Consider the following 21,175-nt stretch of genomic DNA (forward strand, 5'->3'; position numbering starts at 1 on the left):
ATCGCCAGCAGGCTGCCGCCAACCGGGTGCGCGCATGCAGGTAGGCTGCCTTGTTGCTGGCAAGCGTTGTGAAGGTGGCTTTCGAACTGCTCGACGATGGCCGGCCAGCCCTGGTGGCTGGCATGCTGGCGGGCATTGAGGCGCACGCGGCGCAGGGTTTCTTCTTCTTCCAGTAACCAGCAGGCAGCATCCATGAAGGCTGCCTGGTCACCTGGCATGGCCAGCGCCCCGCTGTGACCGTGGCGGATATGCTGGGCGGCGGCGGCCTCGTCGTAAGCGACCACAGCCAGGCCTGAGGCCATGGCTTCGAGTACCACATTGCCAAAGGTTTCGGTCAGGCTGGGGAACAGGAACAGGTCGCCACTGGCGTAATGCTCGGCCAGCGCTTCGCCGCGCTGGGCACCGCAGAATATGGCATCAGGCATTTGCTGCTGCAGCGCAGCGCGCTGCGGCCCATCCCCCACCACGATCAGGCGTAGACGGCATTGGGGGTGCGCCTGCTGCAAGGCGTGCATGCTTGGCGCCAGCAGGCCCAGGTTCTTTTCCACTGCCAGCCGGCCCACATGCAGCACGGCGATGTCTTCCGGGCCCAACCCCCAGCCGGCGCGCAGGGCCTGGTTGCGCCGGGCGGGGTGAAACAGGCCGGCATCCACCCCGCGCGCCAGCAATGCCAGGCGCTCGAACCCGCGGCGCTCCAGCTCCAGGCGCTGGCTGAGGCTAGGGACCAGGGTAACCGCGGTGCGCCGGTGGAACCAGCGCAGGTAATGGGTGAGCAGGCGTGCCAGCAGGCCCAGGCCATACTGGCCCGAGTACTGCGGGAAGTTGGTATGAAACCCGCTGACCACCGCGACCCCCAGACGCCTGGCGGCGCGCAGGGCACTGAGCCCCAGCGGCCCCTCGGTGGCGATGTACAGCACATCCGGGCGTTCTCGGCGCCAGCGGCGCAACAGCCTGTGCATCGACACCTCGCCCCATTGCAGCCCGGGGTAGCCAGGTAGCGCCCAGCCCCTGCACAGCACCACTGCGGGGTTGCTCTCTGCCGCCCCGTCACCGGCCTGCCGGGGGCGCACTACCGTCACCTTGTGGCCCCGCTGGCACAGCCCCTCGCTAAGGCGGCCAAGGGTGTTGGCCACGCCGTTGATCTCGGGTGGGAAGGTTTCGCTGACCAGGACGATATGCAGGGCGGGTGTGTTCATGAAGAAAGTTTCCGCCGGCAGGGTTGCGCCAATGTGACGTGAACATGACGTAAAGATGACGCCTGTTTTGTGCCACTTCATTTTTATGAAATATTGCTGGCCTGACGCTCAAGACCCTGCCGCGCCCGCCGATTAAAGGGGTATTCGCCCTTACGCTCCAGGAGAGCGGTGATGTTCAACAACAAGCTCAAGCAAGAAATTCGTCAACTGCGGGAAGACCTCATGACGGTCGAGCAGATCAAGAGCAGCCTCGACAGCGAGATGCTGGTCCTGCAGCTCGACCCTAACGGGCGAATTGAAATGGTCAACGGCAACTTCGAGAGCGAAATGCTCTACCGTGCCGACCAGTTGCTGGGGCGCAATATCGAAGACATCGTGCCCACCCACGTCAAGTCGCTGGATTTCTACAAGCGGCTGAAGACCGCCATCAGCCGTGGCGAGCACCTTCACGGTGCGGTACGCCTTCTGCGTGGCGATGGTCAGGAAGCCTGGCTGCGTTCAATCCTGCAGCCCGTGAAAGGCATCGATGGGCGCATCAAGTATTTCTCACTGCATTCAAGCGACCTTACCCGCACCATCGTCACCTCCCGCGAGCATGAGAGCCTGATCAAGGCACTGATGCGTTCTACGGCGGTGATCGAGTTCGACCTCGACGGCAACATCCTCACGGCCAACGACCGCTTTCTGTCTGCGGTGGGGTACCGCCTGGACCAGATTCGCGGCAAGCATCACCGCATCTTCTGCGAACCTGAAGAAGCCAACTCCACGGCCTACCAGGCGTTCTGGGACAAGCTGCGCCGTGGCGAGTACATTGCCGAGCGCTTCAAGCGCATCGATGCTCACGGGCGGGTGATCTGGCTGGAGGCGTCCTACAACCCCATCTTCAATGCCCACGATGAGCTGTACAAGGTGGTGAAGTTCGCCACTGTGATCACCGACCAGGTCAACCAGGAGCAGGCGGTGGCCAGTGCTGCTGATGTGGCCTACAACACCTCGCGCGACACCGACGACAGTGCGCGCAGGGCCACCGACGTGGTCACCCAGTCCGTCAGTGTGATGCGTGGGCTTGAGGCATCCATGCAACAGGCCGCCGAAGGTATCCAGGCGCTGGACACGCAGTCGCGGGTGATCGGCTCGATCATCAAGACCATCAGCGATATCGCTGGGCAGACCAACCTGCTGGCGCTCAACGCTGCCATCGAAGCAGCCCGTGCAGGCGAGCAGGGCCGTGGTTTTGCCGTGGTGGCCGATGAGGTGCGCCAGCTGGCGTCACGCACCAGCACGGCTACCGAGGAAATCGCCCGGGTGGTCCAGCAGAACGAGCAACTGGCTCAGGCCGCAGTGGCAATCATCGACACCAGCAAGCGGCAGGCTGAGGAAGGTATGGCCCTGGCAGACCAGACAGGTAACGTGATCATCGAGATCCAGGATGGGGCCAAGCGGGTTGTGGACATTGTGGGCCAGTTTTCCAGCAGGCTTGGGCAGTAGTACGCTGTTAAGCGCCTCTCCGGTGTGTAGGTAAGGGGGGGGCGCCGGGCGCCCCATCGCGACCTGCGGTCGCTCCTACGGGCGGTCGTTGGTCAGTTTCGCTCTCGCACCCAGAACAAGGTGGCGCCGGCCACCGCTGCGGGCATCATCAGCACGTTCACCCCGGGGATCAGCAGCGCCAGGTACGTCACCCCGCCAAACCCCAGGCTCTGCCAGCGCTTCTGGCGCAGCCAGGCGAGCATGTCCTGCCAGCTCATCTTGTTGTTGTCCGCCGGGTAGTCGATGTACTGGATGGCCATCATCCAGACGCCGAAAATCAACCACAATGGCGCAGCCATCACGTTCACCACCGGGACCAGCGAGAGGATGAAGAGCCCAATGGCCCGCGGCAAAAAATACCCCAGCTTGCGCATTTCGCGGCTGAGGGTGCGGGGCACCATGGCTGCCAGCTCGCCCCAGCTGAACGCCGGGAAGTTATCCTGGCCGCGGACCACCACTTCGACCTTTTCTGCCAGAAACCCGTTGAATGGGGCGGCGATTACGTTGGCCACCAAGGTAAAGGTGAAGAACACCATCAGGATGACCAGCGCCACGAACAAAGGCCACAGGATGTAAGTGAGAAAGCTCAGCCAGCTGGGCAGGGTAGGCATGAGCGTGTCCACCCACAGGCTGAACTGATGGCCGGCAAAGTAGATCAGGCCACCGAACAGCAACAGGTTCACGGCCAGTGGCAGCAGCACGAACAGCCGCAGGTTGGGGCTCAGCACCAGTTTCAGGCCTTCACGCAGATACTGGGGGCCGGAGAGGACGGGGGCTTGCATCGGGGTACTCCGCAGAGGGTTGAAAACGCGCTGACCTTACCCGAGTTTGCTGCCTGCACCAAAGGCAACACGCTGGCGGGAAACTGCTGGTAACAAACCCGTAGACCACGGAAAGCTGGCAAATTCACCGTATAGGCAATGGCTATGAGGTGGATTGTCGAAGGATATTTCCTTAATCTTTGCCACCTCGCTACAGTGCGCTCAACTTTCAGCTTTACGGGCCTGCGCGTCGTAGCCTTCCCCAAAGTGCTGCGCGGGCCCCTTTTATTTCTACAGCTGGCCGGGCCGGTCCATCATGGCCGGCCTCGCAGCCCGCTCGACAGGAGTTCGACATGTCCGAAGTACGTCATTCGCGCGTTATCATTCTGGGTTCCGGCCCTGCCGGTTACAGCGCAGCAGTGTATGCCGCCCGTGCCAACCTCAAGCCGCTGCTGATCACCGGCATGCAGGCCGGTGGCCAGCTGACCACCACGACTGAAGTCGACAACTGGCCGGGTGACCCCCACGGCTTGACTGGCCCGGCGCTGATGCAGCGCATGCAGGAGCACGCCGAGCGCTTCGAGACCGAAATCGTGTTCGACCACATCAACGCTGTCGATCTGGCCAACAAGCCGTTCACCCTCAAAGGTGACAGCGGCACCTACACCTGTGACGCCCTGATCGTTGCCACCGGTGCCAGTGCCCGCTACCTGGGTCTGCCTTCCGAAGAAGCGTTCATGGGCAAGGGCGTGTCGGCCTGCGCCACGTGCGACGGGTTCTTCTACCGCAACAAGCCGGTAGCCGTGGTAGGTGGTGGCAACACTGCCGTGGAAGAGGCGCTGTACCTGGCCAATATCGCCAGCAAGGTGACCCTGGTTCACCGCCGTGACACCTTCCGTGCCGAGAAGATTCTGGTCGACAAGCTGCACGCTCGCGTTGCCGAAGGCAAGATCGAGCTCAAGCTCAACGCCACGCTGGACGAAGTGCTGGGCGACAACATGGGTGTGACCGGTGCCCGCCTGAAGAACAACGACGGCAGCAGCGACGAGCTGAAGGTCGACGGTGTGTTCATCGCCATTGGCCACACCCCGAACACCTCGCTGTTCGAGGGCCAGTTGACCCTGAAGGACGGTTACCTGGTGGTCAGCGGTGGCCGCGAAGGCAATGCTACCGCCACCAACGTAGAAGGTGTGTTTGCCGCTGGCGACGTAGCCGACCACGTCTACCGTCAGGCGATCACGTCGGCGGGTGCAGGCTGCATGGCCGCGCTGGACGTCGAGCGTTACCTCGACGGCCTGGCCAACGCCGCCTTCTGACCTGGCAAGCCGGGGCCGCTTGGCGGCCCCGTGCTACAGGCTGAGGCGCATCGACAGGTCGACCGCCTTTACGTCCTTGGTCATTGCACCGATCGAAATATAGTCCACGCCCGTTTCGGCAATTTCCCGCAGGGTTGCCTCGCTGACCCCACCGCTGGCTTCCAGCTTCGCTTTGCCCGCAGTGATCCCCACCGCCTCGCGCATCTCGTCCAGGCTCAGCTCATCGAGCATGATGATGTCGGCGCCCGCCGCCAGCGCCTGGCGCAGCTCGTCCAGGGTTTCTACCTCAATCTCCACCGGCTTGCCTGGGGCAATGCGGTGCGCGGCGGTTACCGCTTCGGCCACGCCACCACTGGCGGCAATGTGGTTCTCCTTGATCAGGAACGCGTCGTACAAGCCAATGCGATGGTTGTGGCAACCGCCGCAGGTGACTGCGTACTTCTGCGCCAGGCGCAGCCCCGGCAGCGTCTTGCGGGTGTCGAGCAGGCGCACCTGGGTGCCCTGCACCAGGTCGGCCAGCAGCCGGGCGCGGGTAGCCACGCCGGACAGCATCTGCAGGAAGTTCAGGGCACTGCGTTCACCGCTGAGCAGCGACCGCGCCGGCCCCTCCAGGTGAAACAGCGGCTGGTTGGCCTGGGCACGGTCACCGTCGGCTACTTGCCAATGCACCGCAACGCGCGGGTCCAGTTGCCGGAATACCGCATCCACCCACGCAGTGCCAGCGATCACGCATGCCTCACGGGTGATGATGGTCGCTTTGGCCAGGCGCTCGGCCGGGATCAACTGCGCGGTGATGTCGCCACTGCCGATGTCCTCCAGCAACGCGCGGCGCACATTGGCTTCGATTTCAGCGGTCAGGTCGGCAAGGCGTAGGTTCGGCATGTTCGGCTCCACAAGCTAGATGCCGGCGATTATAGGGCAGGGCGCAGGTGTGTACAGCCGCATGGGCGACAACCTCTGGTCACGTGCAGGGAGTCATTTCTGATAAATGCAGGTCACTGTCCCTAGGAAAACGGTGCTGGCAGCAGTGGAATTTTTTGCTGATAATGGCGTCCGTTATTTGGCGTCATAGCTTTGACGATCAAGGGCCATGAACGGCCAGACCCTGCAAGGAGTACAGGATGCGCAAAGAGGGCAAGGTTGTGCCTCTGGCGGCAGCCAGCGATCAAGGACGACGCCCGCCGCTGGCCGGCCTGCCCGTGCTGTTGCTGCAGGTGCGTGACAAGGCCGCCTTGCAACTGCGCCAAGGCCTGCACGACCTGTTCGACAATGCCGACGACACGCTGTTCGAAATGGCAGACAAGGCGGCCGATCGCGGCGGCCAGCACCTGTACTTCGAAGCCATGCGCGACCTGCGCCTCAAGCGCAAGAGTATTGAACGCGGGGTCATAGACACCTTCCATGACCGCTTCGCCCGCCTAGGCGACAACGACCTGGTGGGTGGCTTGATGGTGCCTGCGCCCGTACGCCGTGCGGTTCATCCTCAACTCACCGCCACCATCGACGCCATGGTTGCCAGGGTCAATGCTCGCGACGCCACCGCGCTGCAGCACATGGGGCTACGCTTTCAGGCTCTGCTGGAGTGGCCCCTGCCTGAACAGCTCAACCCGCTGGCGCCTGCCGCCCTGTGTGGCTATTTCATCGATGCGGTCCGTAGCCTGGGCGTGGCAGCACGGGTGAAGGATGTGTTGCTCAAGCTGTTCGAGCGCTACGTGCTGCGTGATGCGGACGTCATCTATGACGAAGCCAACCGGTTGATGGCCGCCGCCGGGGTATTGAGCCATTTGCCGCCCAGCCCGCGCCGCCGTGCCGAGGACCGCCAGTTGCCAGTGCGCCAGCCGCTGGACGAAGGTGAAGGCGCGATAGCCGCCGATGCCTCCGGCCATTTGCTGTTCGACACCTTGCAGCCATTGCTGGCGCGATCGCGCGGGCTGTTTGCCCCGCGGTTGCAGGCCAACGGCAACGCGCAGCCCGTCGACACCGCCGACGTGCTGCGACTGCTGTCACACCTGCAGCATTACGTGCCAGGCCCAGAAGCCATCGACGAGTTCGAACTGGGGCAGCAGCTTGAGCAACTGCTGCTGAGGGTGAGCGTGCGCAGTGGTACGCGCCGGCGAATTCACCCGGCCGACGAAGACATGATCAACCTCATGGGCCGCGTGTTCACGTTTATCGGCTGCGATGAAAATCTCCCGCCTGTTCTTCGCTCGCTGCTCAAGCGCCTGCAAATTCCTCTGCTGAAGGTCGCGTTGCTGGACAAGAGCGTGCTAAGCCGGCCTGGCCACCCGGCCCGGCGCTTGCTCAACGAAATCGCCGCGGCCAGCCTGGGTTGCAACCACGACAAGAACGGCCTGGGTGGCACCCTGCAACTGCGAGTGGAGCGGATTGTGCAGCGCGTTCTCAACGACTTCGCTGAAGACCCGCGCCTGTTCGCCGAGCTGCTTGAAGAGTTCCTCGGCCAGAACCAGCACGAGCGGCGCCGTAACGAGCTGTTCGAGCAGCGCACGCGTGACGCCGAAGAGGGGCGAGTCCAGGCCCTCCAGGCCAGGCGGCAGGTTCAAGCGGTGCTGAACCAGCGCTTGCGCGGGCGTGTGCTGCCGCAGGGCGTGGTGCACATGATGGTGCAGCACTGGAGCCAGGTGCTGATGCTGGCGTGGTTGAAACAGGGTGAGGCGTCGTGGGCCTGGCGCACGGCAGTACACACCCTGGACACGCTGCTTGCCAGCGTAACCCCGCCTTATGAACCCGAAGCGCTGGTGCAGCAGGTGCCCGCGCTTCTGAAAGCACTGCGTGAGGGCCTTGCCAGCGTGGCGACCGACTCGGCCACAACCCGCGACTTCTTCTTGCAGTTGGAACAGCTGCACCTGCGCGCTTGCGCCGGCGAACAACTGCCCTCGGAGGATGATGTTCTGGTTGCCCAGGACATCATGCTCGATGCGGCGCAAGAGGAAGGCGCCGTGATGCCTCGCTTGGCAAATGGCCCGCTGAGCCAGGTGAACGGTTTGCGTATCGGTACCTGGATTGAGGTGTTGGACGAACAGGAAGCCCAGCGCTGCAAGCTGGTAGCCCGCATCGATAGCCGCGACAGGTTGGTGTTCGCCAACCACGCCGGCATGAAAGTGCGCGAGTGGGACGTCGCCGGCCTGGGCCTGGGCCTGCAACAGGGCACCGTACGGGTGCTGGACGACGGACCCTTGTTCGACCGGGCGCTCGATGCGGTGATCAAAAGCCTGCATGACCTGAAGTAGGCCGCATTACAATCATTCACATGCCAATGGCGATGGCCGCAGGGCATACTGTGCCCCTGTCTGGCGCTTTTCAGGATCTGCCCCATGCAATTGGACCGTGCCAGTGGTTGGTTCCACGGAGACGGAATCACGCACTGCCCCTCGCCAAATTTCAATGCGCGCCCGCAGGGCGAGCCTATCTCCCTGCTGGTTATCCACAACATCAGCCTGCCACCTGCGTGCTTTGGAAGTGGCAAGGTGCAGCAGTTTTTCCAGAACCGGTTGGACCCGGATGAGCACCCGTACTTTGCAGGCATCTGCCACCTGACGGTATCGGCGCACCTGTTCATCGAACGTGACGGCGCCGTGACGCAGTTCGTGTCATTGTGCGACCGCGCCTGGCACGCCGGTGTGTCCAGCTTCGACGGGCGCGAAGGCTGCAACGACTTTTCCATCGGCATCGAGCTTGAAGGCACCGACGAGCTGCCCTACACCGATGCCCAGTACCGGGTACTGGAACAGGTGACCCGGCTTATCCGCAGCGCCTGGCCTGCCATTGGGGTGGATCGCATTACCGGCCACAGCGACATTGCCCCGCAGCGCAAGACCGACCCAGGCCCTGCATTCGACTGGTCGCGCTACCGCGAGGCGCTGCACAACGGCGAGGGCAAGGCATGAGTTTTCTGGTGTTGTTGATGGCGCTGTGGTTCGAGAAGTTTTCGGCCATGCGCCACGGGGTGCAGCGCGACGGCTTCTTCCTGGGCGAACTGGCGCGGCTTGAGCGCAGCGGCCAGCGGCAGCCAGGGTGGGTGTTGGCTACCGTGGTGCTGGCACCGGTCGCCTTGCTGGTGCTGCTACTGCACGTGCTAGAGCCGGTCGCCTATGGACTGTTGGCCCTGCCTGTGCACCTGCTGGTACTCATCTACAGCCTGGGCCGTGGCGACGTCAAAGCGCCGCTGGGGCCGTTGCGTGATGCCTGGCGCCGGGGCGATGACCAGGCGGCGCTGCATGTGGCAGAGCGCGACCTTGGCCTGGTGGCCGACGGGCCGCGCAGCTTGATGGAGCGGGTGCAGAGCCAGTTGCTATGGCAGGTGTACCAAGGCTTTTTCGCCGTCATTTTCTGGTACTTCGTACTGGGCCCCGCCGCCGCGCTGGCCTATCGGCTGCTGGCGCTGTGCACCGAGCACAGCAGGCAACCTGCACTGCAAACCCGTGCAGAACAGCTGCGCCATATCATGGACTGGCTACCCGTGCGTGTGGTGGCGTTGAGCTTTGCCCTGGTGGGCAATTTTGTCGCGGTCACCCGGGTGATGCTCCATGAAGTACTGAACTGGCACATCAGCGCTGCGCACCTAGTTGCCCGCGTTGGGCGCATTGCTGACGATATCCCCGATGAAGAAGACACCGAACGTGGGCTCGGCCGGCTGGATAGCCTGTGGGAGCTGGTGCTGCGTTGTGGGGTGCTGTGGTATGCGGTGTTCGCGCTGTTGACCGTGCTGCTCTGAATTGCAGGTAGCGCTATACCCGGCGTTACTGCAACGCCTGCCAGCCGAATAGCTGGCAGGCATTGCGGGTGCTGGCATCGGCCAGCGCTTGCACCTCCACCCCCATCACCTCGGCCAACGCCTGGGCAATGTCTGGCAGGTGCTCCGGGCTGTTGCGCACGCCCGGGTGCATAACAGGGGCCATGTCGGGCGCGTCGGTTTCAAGTACCACGGCGTCCAACGGCAGCTTGGCCAGGGTCTTGCGCAGGCGCAGCGCCTGCGGCCAGGTGCCGGCACCGCCGAGCCCAAGGCGGAACCCCAGCTTGAGGTATTCGCGCGCTTCTTCGTAGCTGCCGGCAAACGCATGAATGATACCGGCCCGTGCCGGCCGGTAGCGCTTAAGGGTGGCGATCACCTGGGCATGGCTGCGGCGCACGTGCAGCAGGGCGGGGAGCTGGAAGTCGCAAGCCATTTGCAGCTGCGATTCGAACAGGTGTTGCTGCTGCGCCTTGTCCAGGTGCGGCAGGTAGTAGTCCAGGCCGAACTCACCTACCGCACACAGCCGAGGGTCGCCCTGCAGGCGCTCGAGCCACCCTCGCAGGTGCTCGAGGTCGGCTGGCCGATGCTGCTCAAGGTATACCGGGTGCAGCCCCAGCGCTGCGGGCAGGCGCGGGTCGGCGCAGGCCAGGTCCCACACCCGCTGGAAATTGGCCCGATACACCCCCAGTACCACCATCCTCATTACGCCACGCGCCGTCGCGCGGGCCAGCAGGCCTGCGCGATCGGCATCGAAGTCGGGGAAATCCAGGTGGGTGTGGGTATCGATCAGGCGCATGGTCAGGCCCGGGTGATGCGCTGCTTGAAGGTGCGGCCAACCGCGTGTACCCCGGGCTGGTAGCGTTGTTCTTCGATAGCGGCCAATGCCAGCTCCAGCGCCGTTGCCGCAATCTGGCCGTGCTGCTGGGCCATGGCGTTGACCGGAAGCGGCAGGAAGTCCAGCAGCTGGTTGTCGCCAAAGGTACCCAGTTGTAGCTGACGGGCCCCGGGCGGGCATGCCTGCAGGGTATCGAACACCCCCTGCAGCAGTACGTAGGACGTGGTGATCAAGGCGTCCGGCAGGCTACCCAGGTCATCGATGAGTTGCTGCATCAGTTGCTGGCCGCAGGCACGGCTGAACGCATCGCCCTGATAACGGCGCACTTCGCCGGTGTAACCCTGCAAGGCTTCATCAAAACCGCCGGCGCGGGCCTGGCTGACGGACAGTTCCGGGCGCGCGCCAATCAGCGCGATGCTGTTGGGCGATGCGCTCAGCAGGCTGGCTGCCAGCCGGCGGCTGGCATCGCGGTCATCACTGATCACCGAGCAGAAGTGTGCCGGGTCCAGGCTACGGTCGATGGCGATCACCGGCAGGCCTTTGTCCTGCAGTTCGCGGTAGCTCTGGTCTTCGGGCGGCAGGCAACTGGCGACGAACAGGGCATCGCAACGCCGCGCCCGGAACAACTGCTGCAGTTGCCGTTCGCTGTCAGGCTGGTCGTCGCTGCTGGCAATCAGCAGTTGGTAGCCGCGGGCCCGGGCGCCTTGTTCCAGCTGCTTGGCGATCCGGGCGTAGCTGGGGTTTTCGAGGTCCGGCAGGATGAAGCCCAGGGTACGGGTATGCCGGCTGCGCAGCCCGGCCGCCTGGGGGTTGGGGGTAAAGCCATGGGCCTCCACCACCGCACGAACCCGTTCCACGGTCGTGTTGCTGATGCGCTGCTGTTCGGCCTTGCCATTGATGACGTAGCTGGCAGTGGTCACGGACACACCGGCCAGACGGGCGATATCGCTGAGTTTCACCGAATTTTCCTTGTTATTACCGGGGCTGGCTATAAGCGTTGGCCGGGCATTCTGCCTGGCGGGTGGCTTGCGGCGCAGACGACTATTGTCGCAATTGTCCGACAGGATGGGGCTTTTTCCTCGGAAGATTATCGAGTAACGTGGCCGCCTGGTCAGGTTAAACGTTTCAGCCTCCGAATTTTCTGCCTCGGCTGCCCTCTGTGCAAGGCTGTTGAGCTGGCCATTTCCGTGAATTTCACAACAATACTCCAGTACCCACCTCGGGAACTGCAAAAGGAGAAGGTCATGCTCGAGCTCGCCAGAGAGCAGATAGCCATGGGCCAGACGGCCCCAGACAAGGCGCACGCATTGCGCCTGCTGGCGGACCGGCTGGTTGCTGACGGGCTGGTCGCCGACGGTTACCTGCAAGGTTTGCAGGACCGCGAGGCGCAAGGCTCCACCTTCCTCGGCCAGGGGATCGCCATCCCCCATGGCACCCCGCAAACCCGCGATCTGGTGTTCGCCACCGGTGTGCGCCTGTTGCAGTTCCCCGAAGGTGTGGACTGGGGTGATGGCCAGAGGGTCTACCTGGCCATTGGCATTGCTGCCCGCTCCGACGAGCACCTGCGGCTGCTGCAACTGTTGACCCGCGCCCTGGGCGAAACTGACCTGGCCGAGGCGTTGCGCCGGGCCAGCACGGCCGACGCGCTGCTCAAGCTGCTGCAAGGCGCCCCTCAGGAACTGGCGCTGGACGCCCAATTGGTGGGCCTGAACCTGGCCGCCGAAGATTTCGACGAACTGGCCTGGCGCGGCGCTCGCCTGCTCCAGCGTGCCGAGTGCGTGGACAGCGGTTTTGCCGCCGTGCTGCAGCAGGCCGAGCCTCTGCCCCTGGGCGAAGGCCTGTGGTGGTTGCACAGCGAGCGCCAGGTCCGCCAGCCAGGCCTGGCCTTCGTGACCCCGCAGCAGCCGCTGCGTTACCGCGACCAGCCGCTCAACGGCCTGTTCTGCCTGGCCAGCCTGGGTGCGGCGCACCAGGCCCTGCTGGAACGCCTGTGCGAAGTGCTGATCGAAGGCCGTGGCCAGACGCTGTACCAGGCGACCAGCAGCCGGGCCGTGCTCCAGGTGTTGGGTGGCGAGGCGCCAGCAGACTGGCCCAGCGCGCGCATCGTGCTGGCCAACCCCCATGGCCTGCATGCCCGTCCGGCCAAGGTGCTAGCGCAGTTGGCCAAGGGCTTTGAAGGCGAGATCCGCGTACGCCTGGTCGACAGTGCCCAGCCCGCCGTGTCGGTGAAGAGCCTGAGCAAGCTGCTGAGCCTGGGCGCCCGCCGTGGGCAGGAACTGGAACTGGTGGCCGAGCCTGACATTGCTGCCGACGCCTTGCCGGTGCTGCTTGCCGCCATCGAACAGGGCCTGGGTGAAGACGTCGAGCCGCTGCCAACCAGCCCGGCCCCGGTAAGCACCCCGGCCCCAGAGGTGTTGCGGGCGCCCGCGCCGGGCAGCCGTGTGCAGGGCGTGGGCGCTGCGCCGGGCATCGCTTGCGGGCCAGCCCATGTGGTCACCGAACGCGCTTTCGACTACCCGCTGCGTGGCGAGTCGTGCAGCGCCGAGCGCCAGAAGCTGCGCGATGCCATTGCCAGTGTGAACACCGACTTGCAGGCGCTGGTGCAACGCAGCGAGGCGAGCATCGGCGAGATTTTTGTCACCCACCAGGAAATGCTCGCCGACCCGGCCCTGACCGATGACGTCGAACAGCGCCTGGGGCAGGGCGAGAGCGCCGCCGCTGCCTGGATGGCCGTGATCGAAGCCGCCGCCAGCCAGCAGGAGGCCCTGCATGATGCCTTGCTGGCCGAGCGTGCGGCCGACCTGCGCGACGTGGGCCGCCGGGTACTCGCCCAGCTGTGTGGCATAAAGGCACAGGCCGAGCCTGACCAGCCCTACGTGCTGGTGATGACCGAGGTCGGCCCGTCTGACGTCGCCCGCCTGGACCCGGCACGGGTCGCCGGTATCGTCACCGCCCAAGGGGGCGCCACCGCACACAGTGCCATCGTGGCCCGGGCCTTGGGCATTCCGGCAGTGGTGGGTGCAGGTGCCGCGATGCTGCTGCTGGAAAACGGCACGCCGCTGTTGCTGGATGGCCAGCGCGGCGTGGTCAATGTCGCCCCGCCGGCAGAAGACCTGCAGCGGGCATTGGCCGAGCGCGACCTGCGCGAGCAACGCCTGCAGGCGGCGTGGGAGAAACGCCTGGAACCTGCGGTCACCCGTGATGGCCACGCCATCGAAGTGTTCGCCAACATCGGCGAGAGCAGCGGCATCGCCAAGGTGGTCGACCAAGGCGCCGAAGGCGTGGGCTTGTTGCGTACCGAGCTGATTTTCATGGCCCACCCCCAGGCACCTGACGTCGCCACCCAGGAGGCTGAGTACCGCCGGGTGCTGGACGGCCTGGGCGGCCGCCCGCTGGTGGTGCGTACCCTGGACGTGGGCGGCGACAAGCCTTTGCCCTACTGGCCGATCGCTGCCGAAGAAAACCCCTTCCTGGGTGTGCGCGGGGTGCGCCTGACCCTGCAGCGCCCACAGGTGATGGAAGACCAGCTGCGCGCCCTGTTGCGTGCCGCCGACAACCGCCCGCTGCGCATCATGTTCCCCATGGTCGGCCAGGTGCATGAGTGGCGCGAGGCACGGGCCATGGTCGAGCGCCTGCGGGCGGAAATACCGGTGGCAGACCTGCAGCTGGGGATCATGGTCGAGGTGCCGTCGGCAGCGCTGCTGGCGCCGCAACTGGCCCGCGAAGTGGATTTCTTCAGCATCGGCACCAACGACCTGACCCAATACACCCTGGCCATCGACCGCGGCCACCCCAGCCTGTCGGCCCAGGCCGACGGCCTGCACCCGGCAGTGCTCAGCCTGATCGACATGACCGTACGCGCCGCCCATGCCCATGGCAAATGGGTAGGGGTATGCGGCGAACTGGCCGCCGACCCGCAAGCGGTTGCCGTGCTGCTGGGGCTGCAGGTGGACGAACTGAGCGTCGCGTCGCGCAGCATCGCCGAGGTCAAGGCACTGGTGCGCCAGGCCGATTATTCGACGGCCCGCGCCCTGGCGCAGGAGGCCTTGCAACAAGACAGCGCCGCAGCGGTGCGTGCGCTGGTGGAGCGTTACTGAATGGCCAAGATACTGACCCTTACCCTGAACCCGGCACTGGATATCACCATTGGCCTGGACACCCTGCGCCCCGGGCACGTCAACCGCAGCCTCGCCCAGCAAAGCCACGCCGCCGGCAAGGGCCTGAATGTGGCGCAGGTGCTGGCCGACCTGGGGCACAGCGTAACTGTTGCCGGCTTCCTCGGGCAGGACAACCTGCAGGCGTTTGAAGCCCTGATCGACTGGCGCGGCTTTGCCGACTGCTTCGTGCGCGTGCCCGGTGAAACCCGCAGCAACCTCAAGTTGGTCGAAGCCGATGGCCGGGTCACCGACATCAACGGCCAAGGCCCTGAAATCGACGACGCCGCCCGCCGCGCCCTGTTGCGTCTGCTGCTGCAAGTCGCCCCCGGCCATGATGCGGTGGTGGTCGCCGGCAGCCTGCCCCGTGGCGTAGACCCGCACTGGTTCCGGCAACTGCTCGACACGCTCAAGGCGCAGGGCCTGAAAGTGGCCCTGGACAGCAGCGGCGAGGCCCTGCGTGCAGGCCTGCAGAGCGCGCCATGGCTGGTTAAACCCAATACCGAAGAGCTGGGCGAAGTGCTTGGCCTGGCCGTGGATGAGCCCGCGCAGCAGGGCGAAGCTGCCCAGCGCTTGCTGGCAACCGGTATCGAGCACGTGGTGGTGTCTGCCGGCGAGCAGGGCGTGCGCTGGTTCAGCCAAGGGACAACCCTGGCCGCTGTACCGCCCACGGTGACGGTGGCAAGCACCGTCGGTGCCGGCGATTCACTGGTGGCGGGCATGGTGCACGGCCTGCTGCAGCATGAGGCCCCTGCCCGAACCTTGGCCCGGGCCACCGCCATCGCTGCCCAGGCCGTCACCCAGGTGGGCTTCGGCATCCGCGACCAGGCGCAACTGGCGCACCTGGAAGCCGGGGTGCAACTGACAGAACAACAAGAGGGTTGCCGATGAACATTGCCATTGTCACCGCCTGCCCCAACGGGCAGGTGTCGAGCGTGCTGAGTGCGCGGCTGCTGTCCGCCGCTGCCCAGCGCCGCGGCTGGAGCACCAGCGTCGAGGTGCAGGACACCGAGCACCCGGAGCGCCAGCTCAGCGCTGCACAGATCGCCGAGGCCGACTGGGTGCTGGTGGTCAGCACCGGTGCAGTGGACCTGAGCCGCTTTGTGGGCAAGCGTGTCTACCAGAGTACGCCGTCCCAGGCCTTGGCCGACCGCGAAGGTTTTCTTGATGAAGCCGCCGCCAATACCAGCCTGTTGGCTGCCGCTGCGCCCGAAACCGCGCTCGCCACCCATACCGCCGTACGCATCGTGGCCGTCACCGCCTGCCCGACCGGCGTTGCGCATACCTTCATGGCAGCCGAGGCATTGCAGCAGGCTGCGCAGCAGCTGGGTTACCAGCTTACGGTCGAGACCCAAGGTTCGGTGGGCGCGCGCAACCCGTTGTCTGCCGATGCCATCGCGGCGGCCGATGTAGTGCTGCTGGCCGCCGACATCGAAGTGCCCACGGCGCGGTTCGCCGGCAAGCGCATCTACCGCTGCGGTACCGGCATCGCCTTGAAGCAGGCGCGAGCCACCCTGGACAAGGCCTTGGCCGAGGCGAAAGTGGAAGGGGCTGCCGATGCGGCAGCTGCCGCCCCGGCCAAGGGCGAGAAAACCGGGGTGTACAAGCACCTGCTGACCGGTGTGTCCTTCATGCTGCCCATGGTGGTGGCGGGCGGCCTGCTGATTGCACTGTCGTTCGTGTTCGGCATCGAGGCATACAAGGAACCCGGTACCCTGCCTGCAGCTTTGATGCAGATCGGTGGCGAAGCCGCCTTCAAGTTGATGGTGCCGCTGTTGGCCGGTTACATCGCCTGGTCCATCGCCGACCGCCCCGGGCTGGCCCCCGGCATGATTGGCGGCCTGCTGGCCAGTACCCTGGGCGCAGGCTTTATCGGCGGTATCGTGGCGGGTTTCCTGGCCGGTTACAGCGCAAAAGCCATTGCTCGCTGGGCGCGGCTACCCACCAGCCTGGAAGCGCTCAAGCCAATCCTGATCATCCCGTTGCTGGCCAGCCTGTTCACCGGCCTGGTGATGATCTATGTGGTCGGCCAGCCGGTAGCGGCCATGCTCGAGGGCCTGACCCATTTCCTCGACAGCATGGGCACCACCAATGCCATCCTGTTGGGGCTACTGCTGGGTGGCATGATGTGCGTGGACCTGGGCGGCCCGATCAACAAGGCGGCCTACGCGTTTTCGGTCGGGCTGCTGGCTTCGTCCAGCTACGCACCCATGGCGGCCACCATGGCGGCGGGCATGGTGCCGCCGATTGGCCTGGGTATCGCCACCTTCCTGGCGCGTCGCAAGTTCGCGCAAAGCGAGCGGGAGGCGGGCAAGGCTGCACTGGCGCTGGGGTTGTGCTTTATCTCTGAAGGTGCAATTCCGTTCGCCGCCAAGGACCCGCTGCGGGTGATCCCCGCCAGCATTGCGGGCGGCGCGCTCACCGGGGCATTGTCGATGTACTTTGGCTGCAAGCTGATGGCGCCCCACGGTGGCCTGTTCGTGTTGCTGATCCCCAATGCCATCAACCATGCCTTGCTTTATCTGCTGGCAATTGTGGCGGGTAGCCTGGTGACGGCAGTGATTTACGCGGTGATCAAGAAGAGCGAGCAGGTAGAGCTGGCCGTGGCGCCCGCCAAAGGCTGACCCGTTCACCTTTCACCCATGCCCTGGGGCCACTCAGCCGCCCCAGGGCATGGAAGTGTCAGCGTGATCGATGCTTGTGCCGCAATGGCGCCAGCAGGTCACCCAGGCCGTTATGGTCGATTTCGTGCATCCATGCCAGTAACCCACCCAGTTCCCCATGCGGGAAACCCTTTCGGGCAAACCAGGCCAGGTAGTCTCCCGGCAGGTCAGCGATGGCGCGACCCTGGTATTTGCCGAACGGCATGGTGCGGGTAACGAGTAATACCAGGGTTTCTGGGTTCATGTCTGTTCACGGTGTCCGATTGATGCGGTGACGATACTGCAATCTGCACGAGCGCCAAAGTCGCAATCATGCAGAACGCCGCTGTCGAGTGTGTCCGCTCGAAATTCAACTAATTGATATATATAGAGTTTTATTTATTAGTCAGGTTGGCACGATCGCTGCTCTTATCTAAAGGACTACCACCTGCCAAGGAGTTTTGCCATGAGCAACCCGAACAAAGACGTTGTGGATATACTGAACGACCTGATCGAGTACAGCAAAGACGGCGAGAAGGGTTTCAGTGGATCGGCCGGCGATGTGAAGAACCCTGAACTCAAGGCATTCTTCACCCAGCGTGCTGGCGAGTGCGCCACCGCAGCAGCAGAGCTGCAAAGCGAAGTGCGTCGCCTGGGCGGCGACCCTGAGACTTCCACCAGCATCAGCGGTGATCTGCACCGTGGTTGGGTGAACCTGAAGTCCATGGTCACCGGCAAAGACGAAGAGGCCGTTCTGAACGAAGTGGAGCGTGGTGAAGACCACGCCCTGAAGGCCTACAAAGAAGCTCGCGAAAAACTTGTCAAGCTCGGCCGCGCTGCCAGCGATAGCTCTTATGCGTTGGTAGAGAAGCAGCTGCAAGGCGTACAGCGTAACCACGACCAAGTCAAAGCCCTGCGTGACGCCGCCCGCGCTCGCTCTTAACGGCCAGGTCCCTCAACACGGTTACGGCCATTGGCTTTAGCCCTGTAGAGCGCTTCATCCGCTGCACCCAGCAGGCCTGCCAGGTCGTGCTGGGTGTTTGGCGTGTGGGCACTGACGCCAATGCTCACTGTGACAGGTTGTGTGTCCTGGCCAAACGGCGCCAGCCGCTCGACCCGGGCGCGTATTCTCTCTGCCAGCAGCATCGCCCCCGCCTCGTCGGTTTCCGGTAATACCACCTGAAATTCCTCACCGCCGTAACGTGCTGCCAGGTCGGCAGGCCGCCTGATCGACGCCTCGATGGCCTTGGCTACCTCGCGCAATGCATGGTCGCCACCTGCATGGCCGTGGCGCTGGTTGAATGCCTTGAAATGGTCCACATCCACCATCAGCACGGCGAGTGGCTTGCGGTTGCGCTGGGTGCGCGCCCATTCCTGGCGCAGCACCTGGTCGAGCCGCCTGCGGTTGGCCAGGCCGGTCAGGCTGTCGGTTGCAGCCAAGGCGGCAAGGCCCTGTTCAGCCTGTTGGCGCCGACGCAGTTCTCGGCCCAGCAGCAGTGTCAGCCACAGGATGCCTGCACACAGCAGGCCCGTGGCGACACTGACCATGATGGCGGTGCGGCGCCACGAGGCGAATACGTCGTCGGCAGAATGCACCACCAGCACGATCAGGGGCAGTTGCGCGACCCTGGCGAAGGTGTACATGCGCGGGCGACCGTCGGTTGCCGACGCCGCAGTAAAACTGCCGCTCTGCTGGCTGACCATGCGGCGGAAATTCGGTCGGTCTGCATAATTGCTGCCGATGGGTGGGTCCTGCGCGCGTGCGGGTTGACGCGCCAGCAGCTGGCCATCGGTGTTGAACAAGTTGATGTTGCTGTCCGCACCAATGTCCAACCTGCGGAACAGGTCCACGAAGTAAGACAGGCGCAGGGCACCGGCGGCAACACCGGCAAATTCGCCACCAGGCCCCGTGATGCGCCGGCTGAAGCTGATGCACCAGTCCAGGCCGCCCAGCCGCGCCTTGAACGGTGGGCCAACCAGCAGCCCCAGGCTTTCATTGCGCGCGTGGGCCTGAAATACCCCGGTGTCGGCGAAATTGGCCTTGCGTGGCACAGTGCTGGTGGAGTCCCCCACCACATCGCCTTGCTTGTCCAGCCATAGCACGTCCCCGCGCTTGCGGTCGACGAACGCTTCGTTGAACAGCAGGCGCTGGCGCAGCGGGCCCGGTATGCTCGGCAGCTCGCTACGCCCAACGGCCCATATCAGGCCCTTGAGGGATTGGTCGTAGAGCTCGGCATTGCGCAAAATGTCACTTTCGATCAGCTGCACGATGTTGTTGGCCGAGCGCACGGCCGACAACTCCACGCTGTCCCGCTCACGGGCCAGCAGGTAACTGACGATGGCTACGATCGCCAGCACGGCCACGCAGCTGCCCAGGGTAAGCGCCAGTTCGGGGTGTGACCTGTGAAGTGCGAAACGCGGTGAGGGAATTGGCATGTTCGCTACTGCAGGGGCAGGGCCATTCGCGGCGGCGACATTCTAGGGAACTGTGGATTGTCGGACAAGTTTGCCCGACAGAATCCCCATGCGGCAGTGTTCAGCACTGCCGCATGTTCAGCTCAAGGGGCGGCAGACCAAGGTCAGAACACGTTGAACGGGTAGTCGACGATAACCCGCACTTCATCGTTGTCGCTGTTGCTGTCGATGGACGCATAGCCCTGGCTGCCACGGTGGGTGGCGTAGCGCAGCAATACCGACAGGTCCTTGAAGTCACCTTCCTGGAACACGTATTTCACATCCAGGTCGCGCTCCCAGTGTGTGGCGTTCTTGCCGTCGGCGCGGTAGTAGTCGTAGTGGGTATTGCCCTGGTCGGCCTTGGTCAGGTCTGCCTTACCCCGCGAGTACGACAGCGACGTGCTCAGGCCAGGTATGCCCAGGCCGGCGAAATCGTAGCCGTATTGCAGCTTCCACGAGCGCTCATTGGGCGCGTTGAAGTCCGAGTACATGCGCGAGTTGTCCAGGTACACGCTGTCACCCAGGTTGATGTAGTCGAACGGCGTGTCACCGTTGACCCGTTGGTAGGCCGCCGTCACGCTGTGGTGCCCGGCGTTCAACGTCAGGTGCAGGCTGTAGGTATTGTTGTCAATGCGCCCGAGCAGCGCCCTGCCGGTGTTCTGGGTGTGGTAGAAGTGCGCGCCAGGGTTCAGGCTGAGCTGGTCGTTGACCACGTAGGTGTAGTCGAAGTCAGCGTAGTACTGGTTCCAGATGTCCTTGAGCTCAGCGGCATACAGGCTGGTGGTGATGCTTGGCGTGCCGGTCCAGGCGGCACCGGCCCAGCTCAGGTGTCGGCTTTTGTCGTGGCCGTCGAGGGTGCCGTAGTAGCTGTCGATGCGGCGGTGTCCGCTTTGGTTGTATGGCTTGGTGAAACTCACCTGGCCACCTTCGAGCAACAGGCCGTCGATGCTGTGGTTGCTCAGGCTGACGCCGCGGAAGGTCTGCGGCAGCATGCGGGTTTCACCACCGGCGATCACCGGGTTGGTCAGGAATAGGTCGCCGGCTTTCAGTTCGGTATCCAGTGCCTTGAGCTTCACCGCAGCCCCCGCAGTGGAGAATGAACGCGGGGCGGCGCCCAGTTCGCCATCTGCCTTGACATGGGCAGGCAGGATGCTGGTGCCTGCATAACCGCCACCGCCGTCCAACTTCAGCCCCAGCATGGCGTGGGCGTCGAGACCAAAACCGACCGTGCCAGGGGTATAGCCCGATTCGAAACGCGCCACGGCACCCTGGCCCCATTCACGTTTGTCGCGAACGCTGGGGTTGTGGTTGTCGCGGTTGAAGTAGGCATTGCGCAGGTTCAGGTTCAGGGACGAGCCTTCGACAAAACCCTGGGCCGGGCTGTCATCTGCCTGGGCGGCGCATGGAATAGTTGCAGTCAATGCAATGAACAACGGGGTAAAACGGAACGCGGAAGGCACCGGGACAAGCTCCTTGTTTCTGTCGGTGGGGCAGTTTTTGTTGTCGATGTTTGCGCTTTACATCAAGGGACGATAGGGCC

15 protein-coding genes and 3 pseudogenes are annotated in these 21,175 nt (G+C 64.3%); 10 read left to right on the forward strand and 8 right to left on the reverse strand.

Going from position 1 to position 21,175, the window contains the following annotated elements; all coding sequences use genetic code 11:
• Positions 1–44: 44 nt before the first annotated feature.
• Positions 45–1,196, reverse strand: a pseudogene (locus IAE33_RS12695) (glycosyltransferase family 4 protein); the annotation flags it as partial.
• Between the two features lie 261 nt (positions 1,197–1,457).
• Between IAE33_RS12695 and IAE33_RS24945 the strand changes: the two are divergent.
• Together IAE33_RS24945 and IAE33_RS24950 are read left to right on the forward strand one after the other, a co-directional pair.
• A pseudogene (locus IAE33_RS24945) lies at positions 1,458–2,144 on the forward strand (PAS domain-containing protein); the annotation flags it as partial.
• Between the two features lie 126 nt (positions 2,145–2,270).
• Positions 2,271–2,684 (forward strand): annotated as a pseudogene (locus IAE33_RS24950) (methyl-accepting chemotaxis protein); the annotation flags it as partial.
• 92 nt (positions 2,685–2,776) lie between these two features.
• On the opposite strand, the gene cysZ reads toward IAE33_RS24950, so the two are convergent.
• Positions 2,777–3,505, reverse strand: coding sequence for a sulfate transporter CysZ (gene cysZ / locus IAE33_RS12705; protein ID WP_201163754.1), 729 nt, complete (start codon positions 3,503–3,505; stop codon positions 2,777–2,779).
• 332 nt (positions 3,506–3,837) lie between these two features.
• Here cysZ and trxB point away from each other — a divergent pair, with 332 nt between their 5' ends.
• Positions 3,838–4,800 (forward strand): thioredoxin-disulfide reductase, encoded by a 963-nt coding sequence (trxB, locus tag IAE33_RS12710; RefSeq protein WP_201163755.1) that lies wholly within the window; start codon positions 3,838–3,840, stop codon positions 4,798–4,800.
• Between the two features lie 33 nt (positions 4,801–4,833).
• Here trxB and nadC read toward each other — a convergent pair whose 3' ends face one another.
• A complete protein-coding gene (gene nadC / locus IAE33_RS12715; RefSeq protein WP_060483288.1) occupies positions 4,834–5,682 on the reverse strand; it encodes a carboxylating nicotinate-nucleotide diphosphorylase in 849 nt (282 codons plus the stop codon).
• 239 nt (positions 5,683–5,921) lie between these two features.
• Between nadC and IAE33_RS12720 the strand changes: the two genes are divergently transcribed.
• The 3 genes from IAE33_RS12720 (at position 5,922) to ampE (ending at position 9,532) form a co-directional block, all read left to right on the forward strand.
• Complete coding sequence (locus IAE33_RS12720) at positions 5,922–8,048, forward strand: DUF1631 domain-containing protein (RefSeq protein ID WP_201163756.1); 2,127 nt, start codon at positions 5,922–5,924, stop codon at positions 8,046–8,048.
• Between the two features lie 84 nt (positions 8,049–8,132).
• A complete protein-coding gene (gene ampD, locus IAE33_RS12725; protein ID WP_201163757.1) occupies positions 8,133–8,705 on the forward strand; it encodes a 1,6-anhydro-N-acetylmuramyl-L-alanine amidase AmpD in 573 nt (190 codons plus the stop codon).
• On the forward strand, positions 8,702–9,532 hold the full coding sequence (gene ampE / locus IAE33_RS12730) for a regulatory signaling modulator protein AmpE (protein ID WP_201163758.1): 831 nt from the start codon (positions 8,702–8,704) through the stop codon (positions 9,530–9,532). The genes ampD and ampE overlap by 4 nt, the downstream gene beginning before the upstream one ends.
• Before the next feature lie 25 nt (positions 9,533–9,557).
• On the opposite strand, the gene IAE33_RS12735 is transcribed toward ampE, so the two are convergent.
• On the reverse strand, positions 9,558–10,346 hold the full coding sequence (locus IAE33_RS12735) for a TatD family hydrolase (protein WP_201163759.1): 789 nt from the start codon (positions 10,344–10,346) through the stop codon (positions 9,558–9,560).
• Positions 10,347–10,348: 2 nt separating this feature from the next.
• On the reverse strand, positions 10,349–11,344 hold the full coding sequence (gene cra / locus IAE33_RS12740) for a catabolite repressor/activator (protein WP_060483284.1): 996 nt from the start codon (positions 11,342–11,344) through the stop codon (positions 10,349–10,351).
• Positions 11,345–11,629: 285 nt separating this feature from the next.
• On the opposite strand from cra, the gene ptsP reads away from it, so the two are divergent.
• The 3 genes from ptsP to IAE33_RS12755 are packed head-to-tail and all read left to right on the forward strand — an operon-like array spanning position 11,630 to position 17,163.
• Complete coding sequence (gene ptsP / locus IAE33_RS12745; RefSeq protein ID WP_201163760.1) at positions 11,630–14,482, forward strand: phosphoenolpyruvate--protein phosphotransferase; 2,853 nt, start codon at positions 11,630–11,632, stop codon at positions 14,480–14,482.
• Positions 14,483–15,430, forward strand: a complete 948-nt coding sequence (pfkB, locus tag IAE33_RS12750) for a 1-phosphofructokinase (protein WP_201163761.1) — start codon at positions 14,483–14,485, stop codon at positions 15,428–15,430. It abuts the gene before it with no gap.
• Complete coding sequence (locus tag IAE33_RS12755) at positions 15,427–17,163, forward strand: PTS fructose-like transporter subunit IIB (RefSeq protein ID WP_201163762.1); 1,737 nt, start codon at positions 15,427–15,429, stop codon at positions 17,161–17,163. The genes pfkB and IAE33_RS12755 overlap by 4 nt, the downstream gene beginning before the upstream one ends.
• 58 nt (positions 17,164–17,221) lie before the next feature.
• On the opposite strand, the gene IAE33_RS12760 is transcribed toward IAE33_RS12755, so the two are convergent.
• Positions 17,222–17,446 (reverse strand): DUF3820 family protein, encoded by a 225-nt coding sequence (locus IAE33_RS12760; protein ID WP_201163763.1) that lies wholly within the window; start codon positions 17,444–17,446, stop codon positions 17,222–17,224.
• 201 nt (positions 17,447–17,647) lie between these two features.
• Between IAE33_RS12760 and IAE33_RS12765 the strand changes: the two genes are divergently transcribed.
• Positions 17,648–18,124, forward strand: a complete 477-nt coding sequence (locus tag IAE33_RS12765) for a ferritin-like domain-containing protein (protein WP_201163764.1) — start codon at positions 17,648–17,650, stop codon at positions 18,122–18,124.
• On the opposite strand, the gene IAE33_RS12770 is transcribed toward IAE33_RS12765, so the two are convergent.
• Both IAE33_RS12770 and IAE33_RS12775 read right to left on the reverse strand, forming a co-directional pair.
• Positions 18,121–19,617 carry a sensor domain-containing diguanylate cyclase gene (locus tag IAE33_RS12770; protein WP_201163765.1) on the reverse strand — a complete coding sequence of 499 codons (1,497 nt, stop codon included), beginning with the start codon at positions 19,615–19,617 and terminating at the stop codon, positions 18,121–18,123. The genes IAE33_RS12765 and IAE33_RS12770 overlap by 4 nt on opposite strands.
• Before the next feature lie 143 nt (positions 19,618–19,760).
• A complete protein-coding gene (locus IAE33_RS12775; protein WP_201163766.1) occupies positions 19,761–21,095 on the reverse strand; it encodes an OprD family porin in 1,335 nt (444 codons plus the stop codon).
• Positions 21,096–21,175 lie beyond the last annotated feature (80 nt).

This window comes from Pseudomonas sp. S60 (genome assembly GCF_016647865.1).
GTDB classification, from domain to species: domain Bacteria; phylum Pseudomonadota; class Gammaproteobacteria; order Pseudomonadales; family Pseudomonadaceae; genus Aquipseudomonas; species Aquipseudomonas parafulva.

What these genes read in the sequence shown, in the direction of transcription:
- cysZ (WP_201163754.1), bottom strand. Translation starts at nt 3,505, where the DNA reads ATGCAAGCCCCCGTCCTCTCCGGCCCCCAGTATCTGCGTGAAGGCCTG.
- trxB (WP_201163755.1), top strand. Translation starts at nt 3,838, where the DNA reads ATGTCCGAAGTACGTCATTCGCGCGTTATCATTCTGGGTTCCGGCCCT.
- nadC (WP_060483288.1), bottom strand. Translation starts at nt 5,682, where the DNA reads ATGCCGAACCTACGCCTTGCCGACCTGACCGCTGAAATCGAAGCCAAT.
- IAE33_RS12720 (WP_201163756.1), top strand. Translation starts at nt 5,922, where the DNA reads ATGCGCAAAGAGGGCAAGGTTGTGCCTCTGGCGGCAGCCAGCGATCAA.
- ampD (WP_201163757.1), top strand. Translation starts at nt 8,133, where the DNA reads ATGCAATTGGACCGTGCCAGTGGTTGGTTCCACGGAGACGGAATCACG.
- ampE (WP_201163758.1), top strand. Translation starts at nt 8,702, where the DNA reads ATGAGTTTTCTGGTGTTGTTGATGGCGCTGTGGTTCGAGAAGTTTTCG.
- IAE33_RS12735 (WP_201163759.1), bottom strand. Translation starts at nt 10,346, where the DNA reads ATGCGCCTGATCGATACCCACACCCACCTGGATTTCCCCGACTTCGAT.
- ptsP (WP_201163760.1), top strand. Translation starts at nt 11,630, where the DNA reads ATGCTCGAGCTCGCCAGAGAGCAGATAGCCATGGGCCAGACGGCCCCA.
- pfkB (WP_201163761.1), top strand. Translation starts at nt 14,483, where the DNA reads ATGGCCAAGATACTGACCCTTACCCTGAACCCGGCACTGGATATCACC.
- IAE33_RS12755 (WP_201163762.1), top strand. Translation starts at nt 15,427, where the DNA reads ATGAACATTGCCATTGTCACCGCCTGCCCCAACGGGCAGGTGTCGAGC.
- IAE33_RS12760 (WP_201163763.1), bottom strand. Translation starts at nt 17,446, where the DNA reads ATGAACCCAGAAACCCTGGTATTACTCGTTACCCGCACCATGCCGTTC.
- IAE33_RS12765 (WP_201163764.1), top strand. Translation starts at nt 17,648, where the DNA reads ATGAGCAACCCGAACAAAGACGTTGTGGATATACTGAACGACCTGATC.
- IAE33_RS12770 (WP_201163765.1), bottom strand. Translation starts at nt 19,617, where the DNA reads ATGCCAATTCCCTCACCGCGTTTCGCACTTCACAGGTCACACCCCGAA.